This is a genomic window from Streptomyces montanus (genome assembly GCF_005786655.1).
Classification (GTDB): Bacteria; Actinomycetota; Actinomycetes; order Streptomycetales; family Streptomycetaceae; genus Streptomyces; species Streptomyces sporangiiformans.
In genome coordinates, this window is sequence record NZ_VBZC01000007.1 from 133801 (window position 1) to 147093 (window position 13293).

Sequence of the window (13293 nt, forward strand, 5' to 3'; positions counted from 1 at the left end):
TCACCTCGATTCCCTGGTCCGCGGATCCAGCAGGACGTACACCGAGTCCGCGACGAAGTTGGCCAGCAGCACGGCGAGGGTGATCAGCAGGAAGACGGCCTGCATCGTCGGGTAGTCACGCTTGGAGACCGCCTCGAAGAGCAGGAACCCCATGCCGGGGTACGAGAACACGATCTCGGTGAGCAGGGCGCCGCCGACCAGTCCGCCGATCGCGAGGGCGAAGTTGGTGATGCTGGGGAGCATCGCGTTGCGCGCGGCGTAGACCAGCATGACCTTCCAGCCGGGCAGGCCCTTGGCCCGGGCGAGCAGGACGTAGTCCTCGCTGAGCGTGGTGACCATCATGTTGCGCTGGCCGAAGACCCAGCCGCCGAACGAGGAGAAGACGATGGTGGCGACCGGCAGCAGGCCGTAGTGCAGTGTGCTCACCAGGAACGGCAGGTTGAGGCCGGGCAGGGTGTCCACCGAGTAGCCGCCGGACACGGGAGCCCAGCCGAGCTGGACGGCGAAGATCCACACGGCGAGCAGCGCGATCCAGAAGTACGGGACGACGCCGACCACCGTGGACAGCGGGGTCACCACGGTGTCGAACCGGCGGCCGGGCCGCCAGCCGACGACGATGCCGAGTCCCACGCCGATCACGAATGCGATCACCGTCGAACTGCCCACTAGCACGAGCGTCCAGGGCAGTGCCGCCCTGACCAGGTCGATCACCGGAACGGGGTACTGGCTGATGGACAGTCCCAGGTCGCCGTGGGCGAGTTCCCCGAGGTAGCCCAGATACTGGGAGAACAGGGGCCGGTCAGGGTTGCCGAAGAGCAGTTGGATGGAGTGGACGGTCGCGGGGGGCGGGGTCTGCCCGTTGCGCTGGGCCATCGCGCTGATGATCGCCTGTGCCGGGTCCCCCGGCATGAGCCGGGGGATGAAGAAGTTCAGCGTGATTGCGACCCACGTCACGAAGAGGTAGAAGCCGAGCCGGCTGCCGAGCCAGGTCCACCTGGTGCGGCGCCGGGCCGGGCGCGCGGCCTCCCCGGCCCCGCCCTGCGGGGCGAGGCCGGTCCCGGAGGCGGTCAGGGGGGCGGTCATCACGGTCTCCCCTCAGCCCTTGGCGGGCTTGAGGTGCAGAAGAGTGGTGATGAGCTCGGTGCCGGAACCGGTGTTGGCGAGGTAGTCCGGGTTCGCGGCCGGCGGCCACCCGGTCCAGTGCCTCGTGTTGGCCACGCCCGCGGCGCCGGAGGAGAAGAGCGGGATGGTCGGGACCTGGTCCACGAAGATCGCCTGGGCCTGCATGCCCAGCTGCTTCAGCCGGTTCTGGTCATCCGTACCGGCCATCTCGGCAAGGACCTTGTCGAAGGCGGCGTTGCGGAAGCGGACGCTGTTGTTGCTCGCCTCGGTGCCGATGGGGGAGGCCAGGGAGCCGTTGAACTGGTTCAGGGCGGTGTAGATGCCCTCACCGCTGGACAGCCAGGTCGACGCGAGGTCGTACTTGCCCTTGGCGACCTCGTCCGAGGCGTTCGCGCCGCCGCTGAGCTTGATGTCGATCCCGAGCGTCTGCTTGATCTGCTGGATGACGAGCTGGGCGATGGTCATGATGAACGGCGTGTCACTGGGCGCGACGAAGGTGACCGGCAGCTGCTTGCCGTCCTTCATGAGCCGGCCGCCCTGGACGGTGTAACCGCCGGCCTGCAGGGACGCCTTGGCGGCTGCCACGTCCTGCTTGCGCGGGGCCAGGTACTTCGGGTCGATCCAGTCCTTGTACGTCTTGGTCGACAGGCCGGTGGGGCTGGCGGGCGGTTCCTGGAGCGGCAGCTTGCTGGAGGCGAGCTTCGCGATGGCCGCGGTGTCGACGGCGTCGGCGAAGGCGCGGCGGACATGGACGTCGCTGAAGGGCGCCTTGCCGTTGTTGAGCATCACGGAGACCACCGAGCCGTCCCACGCCATGATGAAGCGGTGGCGCTGGGGATCGGAGGCGACGTAGCTCTTGGCGTCGATGTCACAGGTGCAGAAGTCGATGCTGTTGTTCTGCAGCTGCGTCTGGATGTTGGCGCTGGTGGCGGCGACGTACTTGAGGTTGGCCATGGCCGGCTTGCCGCCCCAGTAGTCCGTCCGGGCGGCCATGGTGACGGCCTGCGGCGAGAACGCCTTCATCGCGAACGGGCCGGTGCCGACGGGGTTCTTGTCCACGTAGGTGAGCGGTTTGCGGTTCACCCACAGCTTCTTCTCGATGATGTTGATGGTCTTCAGGTCGCCGAGCTGCTGGTAGGCAGCGGACTTCCAGGTGACCGCCACCGCATCGGAGCCCACCGCCTTGACGGCCGAGTACGTCGCGCCGCCCAGCTTGGGGTTCTTCAGCAGCAGGTCGAGGCTGTAGACCACGTCGGCGGGCGTGAGGGGATTGCCGTCGGAGAACTTCACGCCGGGCCGGAGCGTGAGGGTCGCGGTGCGTCCGCCGTCCGACCAGGCCCATGACTTCGCGAGCCACGGAATGAGCACACCGCCCTTCGCCCGGTTCGAGGCGAGGAGCGGCTCGTAGATGATGTTCAGCCCGGGACCGGTGTCCGACTGGCTGAACGGGTTGAAGTTGTTGGTGAACGTCGGGGCGCTGTTGGGCGCCTCGACGTTGATCGTGCCTGCGGTCCCCGAGGCCTGCTTGGCGACGCCTCCTGAGCAGGCGCCGAGGGACAGAGCCAGCCCGAGCGCGATGGCACAGGACGCACCCGGCCGCAGCCGCTTTCTCATGGTGTGTGTTCCTTCCACAGTTGCTTGGTTCTCGGCGCGCACGTCGCGTCGCGGATGTGGCCTCTGCGTAACGGGCCGACCAGAAGGAGAAACATCGGAGCTTTAGGCGCGCAGCAGCTGATGGGGGACGCGCGCCGATAACGATCCCGGGATCGTTCACGGGCTCTGTTGCGAACCGACTATGAGCGGGCCTCGGTGGGTTGTCAACACCTCTGCAAAAGCTTTGATAGTCCGAGGTGGTGAGGATGTGGGAGAAACCGCTTCCGGTTGCTGTGCACGGTTCCGGCGAGCGATCTCGCCGACGTTGGGCATTGACACTCTTCGAGTTGCGGTGCCAGCCTCAAAAGATCCGATGAGTGGTCGCGGATGACGGCGTCCCGTCGACACAGGGAGCATCAGTCATGCATGACGACAGAAGCCTGATAGAGACCAGGCTGGCGCAGGCACTGAGGGACCGGATCAGACCGAAGCTCTATCCGCGGTCGGTGCCCTTGGAGTTGGAGGCGTGGCACGCACCCGGCGAACCGGTGCCGGTGGCCGAGGGACTGACCGCGACGTACGAACCGGTCAAGACCGGCCAGGCGTGGGGCCGCCCCTGGGGGACCGTCTGGTTCCGGGTCCGCGGCAGCGTGCCCGAGGACTGGGCCGGGGCGACGGTCGAGGCCGTCATGGACCTCGGCTTCACCGGTGCCGGCCCCGGCTTCCAGGCGGAGGCGCTGGTCTACCGTCCGGACGCCACCGCCATCAAGTCCCTCAACCCGCGCACCCATTGGGTGCGGATCGCCGACCAGGCCGCGGGCGGCGAGGAGGTCCTGCTGTACCTGGAAGCCTCCTCCAACCCGGAGATCGACGGCCCCGTCAGCCGCATGGGCGACTGGGACACCGCCGGTGACGAGCCGATCTATCGCTTGCGCCGGATGGACTTGGCGGTGTTCGACACCGAGGTGTGGGAGCTGGTGCAGGACTTCGAAGTGCTGAACCAGCTGATGCTGCAACTGTCCACCGACGACGTGCGCCGCTGGGAGATCCTGCGCACCCTGGAACGTGCCGTGGACCTCCTGGACTTCCGCGGCGACGTGGGCGCCGCCGCAGCGGAGGCGCGCCGCGTGCTCGCCGACGCGCTGGCGAGACCCGCACACGCCTCTGCGCACCGGATCAGCGCGGTGGGCCACGCTCATATCGACTCGGCATGGCTGTGGCCGCTACGCGAAACGGTACGAAAAGTCGCCCGCACGACGTCCAACGTCACCGACCTCATGGACCGGCACCCAGGGTTCGTCTTCGCCATGTCCCAGGCGCAGCAACTGGAGTGGATCAAGGAACATCGGCCCGAGGTGTACGTCAGGGTCAAGGAGAAGGTGGCAAGCGGGCAGTTCGTGCCGGTCGGCGGCATGTGGGTGGAGGCCGACACCAACATGCCGGGTTCCGAGGCGATGGCCCGTCAGTTCACGTACGGCAAACGGTTCTTCCTTCAGGAGTTCGGCATCGAGACCGACGAGGCCTGGCTGCCCGACTCGTTCGGCTACTCGGCAGCGCTGCCACAGCTGGTGCGGCTGTCCAACTCCACGTACTTCCTGACCCAGAAGATCTCCTGGAGTCAGTTCAACAAGTTCCCGCACCACACCTTCTGGTGGGAGGGCATCGACGGCACCCGGGTGTTCACGCACTTCCCGCCGGTCGACACGTACAACGCGTCGTTCACCGGCGAGGAGATGGCGCACGCGGTGCGCAACTTCCAGGACAAGGGCTCCGCCACCCGCTCGCTGGTGCCCTTCGGGTGGGGCGACGGCGGCGGCGGTCCCACCCGCGAGATGCTTGCCCGAGCGCAGCGCCTCGCCGATCTGGAAGGATCGCCGCGCGTCGAGATCGAGACGCCGTCAGCCTTCTTCGAGAAGGCCCGGGCCGACTATCCGAACGCACCGGTGTGGCTGGGCGAGCTGTACCTGGAGCTGCACCGGGGCACCTACACGTCCGTCGCGACGACCAAGCAGGGCAACCGGCGCAGCGAACATCTGCTCCGCGAGGCAGAGTTGTGGTCCGCCACAGCCGCCGTCAGGACCGACTTCCCGTACCGGTACGAGCAGTTGGACCGGCTCTGGAAGACCATGCTGCTGCACCAGTTCCACGACATCCTGCCCGGATCCGGGATCGCCTGGGTCAACCGGGAAGCCCGCGACACCTACCGCGAGGTCATGTCCGAACTGGAGGACATCATCGGGGAGGCGCTGCGGGCGCTGGCCGGTGACTCCACAGCGGGCGGCGCCGTGACCTTCAACGCAGCTCCGCACGCTCGCGGTGGGGTGCGCGGCCTCGGTGCCGCTCTCTCCGCCGCGCCGCCGGAAGCAGCACGGGTCACCGTCACATGGTCCGACCAGGGCTGGGTCCTGGACAACGGCCTGCTGCGCGCCGTCATCGACGGCCGAGGACTGATCACGTCCGTGCGGGACCACGTCACCCGGCGGGAGGCCATCGCGCCCGGCGGCTACGGCAACCTGCTGCAGATCCACCCCGACCTGCCGAACAACGGCGACGCCTGGGACGTCGACCACTACTACCGCCACACCGTCACCGACCTGACGGAGGCGGACGAGGTGGCGCTCGCCGAGGACGGTCCGCAGGCCGTGAGCGTGAGGGTCGTCCGCCGCTTCCGGAACTCGACGATCGAGCAGACCCTGCGGCTCGCCGCCGGCTCGCCACGTCTCGACATCGACACCACCGTGGACTGGCGCGAGACCCGCACGATCCTCAAGGCGGCATTCGCGCTCGACGTCCACACCGACCGGTCCACTTCCGAGACGCAGTTCGGGCACGTGCAGCGCCCCACGCACACCAACACCTCATGGGACGCGGCCAAGTTCGAGATCTGCGCCCACCGGTGGATCCACGTCGGCGAACCCCGCTACGGCGTCGCCGTCGTCAACGACTCCACGTACGGGCACGACGTCACACGGTCGCGGCGCGCGGAGGAGGGCGGCGGGGACGGCGGGATCACCACGACCGTACGGCTGTCACTGCTGCGCTCACCCACCTTCCCCGACCCGGACCCGGACAGGGGCGTGCACCGGCTCGGCTACGCGCTCGTACCCGGGGCGACGATCGGCGACGCCGTCCGGGAGGGCTACCGCGTCAACCTGCCGGAGCGCACGATCCCTGGCGACGCGGAGGTCCCGCCCCTGGTCGCGGTCGACGACGACGCCGTGGTCATCGAGGCGGTCAAGCTCGCGGACGACGCCTCCGGTGACGTCGTGGTCCGGATGTACGAGGCGCACGGCGGGCGGACGCAGGCCCTGCTCACACCGGGCTTCGCGGCTGCCGGAGCGGTGGAGACGGACCTGTTGGAGCGGCCCTGGGCCGACGGCCGGGCACCGCGGCCCGCCGTGACCTCCGTACGCGCCGACGGCGCGGTGGAGCTGGCGCTGCGGCCGTTCCAGATCGTCACACTGCGGCTGGCCCGCGCATGACTACGCCCTCGCGGAAGCCACCGAAGCAGTCCGGGCCCACATCTTTGGAGAGACATGACCAGCTCCCGCGCCCTCCCGCTGTGCCTGTGGGACGCGCCCGACGTCAGCGGCTGGCGACGGCTGCCCATGCACGCCGTCTCCCGCCGCGATCACGGCACCCGCATCGCACTCGACGGCCGCTGGCGGTTCCAGCTGCTGCCGGCCCCCGAATCCCCGTTGGCGGACCGCTGGGCGGAGCTGGTGGTGCCCGGGTGCTGGACCATGCAGGACTTCGACGACATCCACGGCGTCGGCGACCTGCCGCAGTACACCAACTTCCGTATGCCGTGGCCCGAGCCTCCACCACATCTGCCGCCCGGCAACCCCACCGGGGTGCATGAGCGCGAGGTCGACATACCGGCCGCGTGGGCGGGCCGTCGCGTGGTGCTGCACGTGGGCGCAGCCGAGAGCGTGCTGATCGCCGAGGTCAATGGTGAGCCGGTGGGGGGTGGGAAGGACGCGCACCTGGCGAGCGAGTTCGACGTCACCGAGGCGATTCGCGCCGGGGACTCCAACACCGTACGGCTGACCGTCGTGAAGTGGTCCGACGCCACGTACGTCGAGGATCAGGATCACTGGTGGCACGGAGGTATCACCCGCTCCGTCTTCCTGTACGCGACCGACTCGCTGTACCTGGCCGACGTCCGCGTGAAGGCGGACCTGACGGACCTGACGGACCTGACGGACCTCAACTCCCCTGGCACAGGGCGGTTGCGGGTCGACGTCGACGCCCGGCACACCGCTGGGTTCCTCCCCGGCGGCTGGCATGTTTCCGGGCACCTCGAAGACCGGCGGGGGGCCGGCCCTGCCCGGCCGCTCGCCGCGGAAGCCGTCGAGGACCACCGGGCCTCCGACTGGCAGGGCCAGGCCACACTGACCGCCGGCGTCCCGGAGGTACGTGCCTGGTCGGCCGAGACACCCGAGCTGTACGACCTGACCGTACGACTCCACCACCCCGACGGCACGGTCGCCGACGAGACCCGCTGCCACGTCGGCTTCCGTACGGTCGAGATCGAGGGCAGGGACCTGCTGATCAACGGCGAGCGGGTGCTCGTCCGGGGCGTCAACCGGCATGACTTCCACCCGCTCACCGGACGCGTCCTCACCGAGGAGGACCTGCGCGCGGACCTGACGACCATGAAGCGGTTCGGCTTCAACGCCGTCCGTACCTCGCACTACCCCAACGACCCGGCCCTGCTCGACCTAGCCGACGAACTCGGCCTGTACGTGGTGGACGAGGCCGACATCGAAAGCCACGGCCACTACGACGAGATGGCGCACGATCCCGGCTACCGCGGTGCCTTCCTCGAACGGGTGGCGCGCATGGTGACCCGGGACAAGAACCACCCGAGCGTCGTCATCTGGTCACTGGGCAACGAGAGCGGCTACGGCTCCCACCACGACGCCGCCGCAGGGTGGCTGCGCCGCTACGACCCCACCCGCCCGCTGCAGTACGAGGGTGCGCTCGGCGGCGACTGGTCGCGGTCGGGGACCGCCACCGACATCATCTGCCCGATGTACACCTCGATCGACCGGATCGTCGCGCACGCCACCTCGGGCGGGCAGACCAAGCCGCTGATCCTGTGCGAGTACTCGCACGCCATGGGCAACGGCAACGGCTCCCTCGCCGACTACTGGACGGCCATCGAGTCCACACCGGGCCTGCAGGGCGGTTTCATCTGGGAGTTCTGGGACCACGGCATCCTGCAGCGGCTCTCCGACGGCCGCCCGGCTGGTCCGGGCACCATCGGAGGTTACGCGGACGGGGTCACCACGCCGGGCCACCGCTGGGCGTACGGTGGCGACTTCGGCGACAGTCCGCATGACGGAGCCTTCTGCGCCGACGGGCTGGTCCTCCCGGACCGCACACCAAAACCGGGTATGTACGAGCACCGGGAACTCGCCGCGCCCGTCCGTCTTGAACTGCTCGACTCCGGGGAGGTGCTCGTCCGCAACCGTCAGCATTTCCGTGACCTCGGCTGGTTGACGGGGGAGTGGCGGCTGGAGCCCGCTGGGCCGGCTGCTCCCGGTGACGCCATCGACGCCTCCGGCGTGCATGGCTCAGCAGTAACCGCTCCGGCGGAGCTCCCGCGCATCGGTCCCGGAGACTCCCGCGCCGTCCCGGTCCCGCCCGGGCTTCTCGCTCTGCTGCCCGAGGCGGGAGAAGTCTGGCTCACGTTGCGCGTTTCCACAGCCGCCGACGAGACCTGGGCGCCGCGCGGCACCGAGCTGTGCGCACCACAGGTCAGGCTACGGGGTGAGACGCGCGGACTCCCGACCCGCGCCGGCGCGGCCACCCCCACCGGCACTCCGGACCGCATCGAGGTGGACGACCAAGGATTCCTGGTCCACCCCCTGCTCACCGCACCCCCCACGCTCAGCCTGTGGCGCGCCCCGACCGACAACGACCGCCTGGCGGGAGTGGCCGACCGCTGGGAGGAGCAGGGGCTGCCGTCCCCCGAACGGACGTTGACCGACATCAAGCGTGACGGCGAGCGTCTCGTAGTACGGGCCGAATACACCACCGTCGCCGGAGTGGTACTCCACGAGCAGGCGTTCACGGCACTGGCCGGGGGCGTCCTCCTGCTGGAGGAGACGGCGGAGGTCCCCGATGCCCTCGACGACCTGGCCCGGGTCGGCACCGTCTTCAGCGTCACCTCCGGACTCGACCGGGTCGAGTGGTTCGGCCACGGCCCCGGGGAGACCTACCCCGACCGGTACGCGGGCGGCCCGGTCGGCCGCTACCGCTGCCTGGTGCGGGACCTGTTCACCCCGTACGTGCGCCCGCAGGAGAGCGGCGGACGCCACGGGGTGCGCTGGTTCACCCTCGCGGCACGAGAAGGCTCCGGCCCGGCCCTGGCCGTCCACCTGGACGTACCTCGGCAGGTCGGCCTGACCCACTTCACCGCCTCGGATCTGGCGGCCGCCCACCATCACGACGAACTCACCGCCCGTCCGCACCTCACCGTCCACCTGGACGCCGCCCACCGGGGACTCGGCACCGCCTCCTGTGGCCCCGACACCCTCCCGCCCTACCTGGTGGGACCGGGGCGCTACCACTGGTCGTGGACGCTGCGGGGCCGGTCGTCCGGCCAACCTGCGAGTTAGAACAACCGGCTCACGCGATCTTTCATCTCTAATCGGAACCTACACTGATCGGCCGACTGGCCTGGTGGCGCCCGCGTAGTCGTCTCCCCGGTACCAGTACGGCTCGATCCAAGCGGCGGCGGTCGGAGTGGTGTCGGCGCCGAAGCCTGTGTCGCTGGCGTACGTCTGGGCCTGGGTGAGTGGCTGTTGTCCTTCCGAATCTGAGGGCGGCGTTTTCGCTGGTCAGGCATAGGCTCGGTGATTCGGTGGGAGTGGTGGCGTGTCGTGTCGTCGCTCCCCAGGAGGTTGCGGATGCCGTCGGTCGTCGGACTGCTGGAACAGCACGAGCTCAGAACGACAAGAGCTTCTTGCCGATGGCAGCGTGCGCCTGGGCGTCGACCTTGAGCTCACATGCACGGGACAGTGCCAGTCGGGCACGATGCCCGAACTGCCGCTTCTCCAGGCCGTGTTCGCTCACGACGGCCGCACCTGCTGGTGGCACTACACGCCCAAAATGCAGCTCTCCAAGCTGGTCAACAGCCTCAAGGGCGTCAGCTCGCGAAGACTCCGCCAGAAGTACGACGCGCATGTGCGCCCGTACCTCTGAGACAAGCCCGGCCGACCATCGTCGGAGCCGCACCAAGTGCGGGAAGAACTCAGGACGCTGGAAGCAACCCCTGAGGCGCCCCCTGAGGACAACCCTGACCGCGTCCCGGTCCCTTCCCTGATTCCTGTCTTGCGCGGTTGTGCCCCGGTGGGCTCACTGCCATGTTCACCGGGGGCACCCCCCGTGCTCCATTTCGTAAGACCCTCGGAAGGGACTTCATGCACTTACTCTTCAGGGCGCTCACCGGAGTGCTCGCCGCCGGAGTGCTCGCCGGAGCGTTGACGCCGGGCGCGGAGGCGGCAGAGGCCGACCCTCCTGGCCGAGGCCTGACGACACAAGAAGCCATCGACTGGAAACCGTGCTCCAAGGACGCCTCGGCGGAATGCGGGACCCTGCGCCTGCCCGTCGACTGGGCCCGCCCGTCGGGCGAAAAATTCGATCTCGCGGTGGCCCGTCGCAAGGCGACCGATCCGGATCGCCGGGTCGGCGTGCTGCTGGTCAACCCGGGTGGACCGGGCGCATCGGGTGTGGACTTCGCCGTAGGGGATGCAACGTCCTACTTCAGCGCGGACATCCAGGAAAAGTTCGACATCATCGGATTCGACCCACGGGGTGTCGGGCGCAGCCAACCGGTCAAGTGCTCGCAGAAGCTGCTGAACCAACGCCCGTCGCCATACCCCCGCAACCAGGCGGAGTTCGATCAACTCGCCGAGTTCAACCGCACATTACGCGAGGACTGCCGACGGCACAGCGGTCCGGTCTTCGACCACGCCGACACCTTGAGCGTCGTCCGGGACATGGACGCGATCCGCAGGTCTCTGGGCGAGAAGAAGATCAACTACTTCGGCCACTCCTACGGCACGCTGATCGGCGAGCAGTACGCGGAGCAGTACGGCGACCGGATCCGGACCATGGCCCTCACCGCGAACATCGACCACAGCCTGGGCGCCCGCGAGTTCCTCGTCTCCTCGGCGGCCACCGCGGAGGACTCGTTCCACCAGTTCGTGAAGTGGTGTGAGTCCACCAGCTCCTGCGCCCTGCACGGCCGTGACGTCACCGCCGTATGGGACAACCTCCTCGCCAGGGCGGACCGGGGGGAGATACACGATCCGGAGAGCCCTGACCAGGTTCTCACCGCGAACGCGATCGCATTTACCGCCTTCAAGGAGTACTTCTACGGCCCGGACTGGGACGAGCTGGCCACATATGTGGCGGAGCTGGACGCACAGGAACCGAAGGAGCGGCGGCCGTCTCAGCAACCTCAACCGGGGACGTCGCAGGGAGCGGAGCAGCAGACGATCGCGGAACCGTTCTACGCGGTGTTCTGCCAGGACTGGCGATTCCGGCCGAAGGACTACCGCGAGTTCGCCGGCCTGACCACAGCCGAACTACGGGCCGCACCGCACATGCGCGGCGCACCACGCACCCACGCCGCGGTGGCCGGCTGCGTCGGCTGGCCCGACGAGGTGAACAACCCGCAGCATCGTCTGCGCATCACCGAGGCACCCAAGATCCTCATGCTGCATTCGCTGCACGACCCGGCGAACAACTACGCGTGGGCGACCAATGTGCACCGGCAGACGCGCAGGACGACTGTGCTGGTGCCGTACGAGGGCGCGGGACACAGCGTCTACGGCCGCAGTGACTGCACACGCGACGCCGTTGACGACTACCTCACGGAGCTGAAGATCCCGAGCGCCGGGAGTCGTTGTGGCCCCGCCGCGATGAACTGATCGCAAGGAGCAGGCCGCCCCGGCAGAGCACAACGCCGGGGCGGCCTCAACCGTTCACTCAAAGGCTGCGGAGCGGTGTGCGCACGTACGCCTCACGCCCCTCACGGGCGGGGCCGCCCCGGTACATTCCCGGAGGGGCCGTCAGACTCCGCCCAGGATGGGTGGATTGGCCAACCGCACCAGTTCCAGGGCCTGTTCGGGGAACCAGTCCCCCGCCTTCGGGTCGACCATCCCGCGTTCCGGATCCTCCGGTCCTTCCGTGCCCCGCAGGCACAGCCCGTCCGACTCGCCGGGGATCTTGATCCAGAGCCTCGCGTCCTGGAGCGGATCGCCCGTGCGCAGAGTGGGGCGCGCGCCGAGTCCGCGGTCGGGCGGGTTGCACCAGTCCTGCGGGTCCGTGTACTTGCCCGGGGGCGGGGTCCAGGGGCCCCGGCCGTTGCGGCTGGAGTCGGTGACGAAGTGCTTCATACGGGAGGCCGGCACCTGTACGTTCTCGTCGAGCCAGGCCTGCGCGTCGGCGCGTGGCGACCACTGGTTGGGGCAGGCGGCCGCGTCACCGCCTCCGTCGACGTAGGCGACGCACGACGAGATCAGCTTGCCGTACCAGGAGTTGGCGTCGTCGGTCTGGTAGTTGGACGTGTTCGTGTAGAAGCCCGACGCGCGGGCGACGCCGCCCTTGAGGAGGCGGGGGACGATCGAGTTGACCGAGTGCCAGCTGGAGTGGCCGGTGTCCAGGTACACGCGGGTGCCGCGCAGTGGTTCCAGCTTGTCGACCGCGTAGTTGACCTCGGTGTAGCGCGCCGCGGTCAGCGTCCCCTGGGCGTCGTCCTGACCGCAGTCGGCGGGGAGCAGGGCGAGGGAGTCGGGTTCGAGGACGACCAGCGCGTCACGGCTGCCGATGCCGCGCGCGATCGCGTCGATCCACGCCTTGTACTCGGCCGTGTTGGCGGCCCCGCCGGCCGAGTAGTTGGAGCAGTCGCGGCCGGGCACGTTGTAGAGCGCGAAGACCGGGAGCGTGCCGCCCCGGTCCGCGTCGCGCGCCACCTCGCGGATCTGCCGCTCGACCTGGCGCGGCGTCTGGTCGCCGTACCAGACCGCCTGCGGCGTGTGCGCCATGGTCAGGATGCCCGCCGCGTCGCGGAGCCGGCCCGCACGCCCCAACTCGAACGCCTGGCGGTATGCCGCCGGGTTCGCGTCGGGTACGTACAGGCCGGGTCTGTGCCGTTCGGAATTTTCCGCGTCCTCCGCGCCGGCAGTCGGCGCGGACAGCATAGAGGCCAGGCCAACCACTAGGGCAGCCAGGCCTGTTGAGATACGTCTCATGGGTTCACTCCTGGTTCGCAACGGTCGCCAAGGACTTGCGGGAGCGCTCCCACACGAGACTCGACGAGGGGTGGGCTCTCATCAATACGAGCGCGGGACAACGGGGCAGAGGAGAAGGATGAGACGCGATGACTTGGCTGCGGTCGGGACTTCCGGCAAGAGGACCACACGATCGCGGCCTGGATCCGCCGACAGCGCCTGAACTGCCGCGGACTTCACCCGATCGTTTCGCGCCACGTACGGCATGCCGCCCAAGGAGGTGACGCCTGACGCCAGACGCCAAGCGTCAGGCGTCAGGCGTCAGGCG

7 protein-coding genes and 1 pseudogene are annotated in these 13293 nt (G+C 68.9%); 4 read left to right on the forward strand and 4 right to left on the reverse strand.

What is annotated here, in order from left to right; translation table 11 throughout:
- Together FE633_RS08255 and FE633_RS08260 are read right to left on the reverse strand one after the other, a co-directional pair.
- The gene (locus tag FE633_RS08255) at positions 1-1083 is read right to left on the reverse strand and encodes an ABC transporter permease (protein ID WP_138044433.1); all 1083 of its coding nucleotides are present in this window, start codon (positions 1081-1083) and stop codon (positions 1-3) included.
- Between the two features lie 12 nt (positions 1084-1095).
- Positions 1096-2736, reverse strand: coding sequence for an ABC transporter substrate-binding protein (locus FE633_RS08260; RefSeq protein ID WP_138044434.1), 1641 nt, complete (start codon positions 2734-2736; stop codon positions 1096-1098).
- Positions 2737-3137: 401 nt separating this feature from the next.
- On the opposite strand from FE633_RS08260, the gene FE633_RS08265 reads away from it, so the two are divergent.
- Both FE633_RS08265 and FE633_RS08270 read left to right on the forward strand, forming a co-directional pair.
- Positions 3138-6197 carry an alpha-mannosidase gene (locus tag FE633_RS08265; protein ID WP_138044435.1) on the forward strand — a complete coding sequence of 1020 codons (3060 nt, stop codon included), beginning with the start codon at positions 3138-3140 and terminating at the stop codon, positions 6195-6197.
- A 54-nt stretch (positions 6198-6251) separates the two neighbouring features.
- On the forward strand, positions 6252-9344 hold the full coding sequence (locus tag FE633_RS08270) for a glycoside hydrolase family 2 TIM barrel-domain containing protein (RefSeq protein WP_138044436.1): 3093 nt from the start codon (positions 6252-6254) through the stop codon (positions 9342-9344).
- Between the two features lie 328 nt (positions 9345-9672).
- On the opposite strand, the gene FE633_RS49170 is transcribed toward FE633_RS08270, so the two are convergent.
- Positions 9673-9801, reverse strand: coding sequence for a hypothetical protein (locus tag FE633_RS49170; protein ID WP_281291148.1), 129 nt, complete (start codon positions 9799-9801; stop codon positions 9673-9675).
- A 21-nt stretch (positions 9802-9822) separates the two neighbouring features.
- Between FE633_RS49170 and FE633_RS49710 the strand changes: the two are divergent.
- A pseudogene (locus FE633_RS49710) lies at positions 9823-9927 on the forward strand (transposase); the annotation flags it as partial.
- Positions 9928-10148: 221 nt separating this feature from the next.
- The gene (locus FE633_RS08285; protein WP_246113498.1) at positions 10149-11663 is read left to right on the forward strand and encodes an alpha/beta fold hydrolase; all 1515 of its coding nucleotides are present in this window, start codon (positions 10149-10151) and stop codon (positions 11661-11663) included.
- Between the two features lie 141 nt (positions 11664-11804).
- On the opposite strand, the gene FE633_RS08290 is transcribed toward FE633_RS08285, so the two are convergent.
- Positions 11805-12935, reverse strand: a complete 1131-nt coding sequence (locus tag FE633_RS08290) for a glycoside hydrolase family 6 protein (RefSeq protein ID WP_138044437.1) — start codon at positions 12933-12935, stop codon at positions 11805-11807.
- Positions 12936-13293: the final 358 nt, after the last annotated feature.

What these genes read in the sequence shown, in the direction of transcription:
- FE633_RS08270 (WP_138044436.1), top strand. Translation starts at nt 6,252, where the DNA reads ATGACCAGCTCCCGCGCCCTCCCGCTGTGCCTGTGGGACGCGCCCGAC.
- FE633_RS08265 (WP_138044435.1), top strand. Translation starts at nt 3,138, where the DNA reads ATGCATGACGACAGAAGCCTGATAGAGACCAGGCTGGCGCAGGCACTG.
- FE633_RS08285 (WP_246113498.1), top strand. Translation starts at nt 10,149, where the DNA reads ATGCACTTACTCTTCAGGGCGCTCACCGGAGTGCTCGCCGCCGGAGTG.
- FE633_RS08290 (WP_138044437.1), bottom strand. Translation starts at nt 12,935, where the DNA reads ATGCTGTCCGCGCCGACTGCCGGCGCGGAGGACGCGGAAAATTCCGAA.
- FE633_RS08255 (WP_138044433.1), bottom strand. Translation starts at nt 1,083, where the DNA reads ATGACCGCCCCCCTGACCGCCTCCGGGACCGGCCTCGCCCCGCAGGGC.
- FE633_RS08260 (WP_138044434.1), bottom strand. Translation starts at nt 2,736, where the DNA reads ATGAGAAAGCGGCTGCGGCCGGGTGCGTCCTGTGCCATCGCGCTCGGG.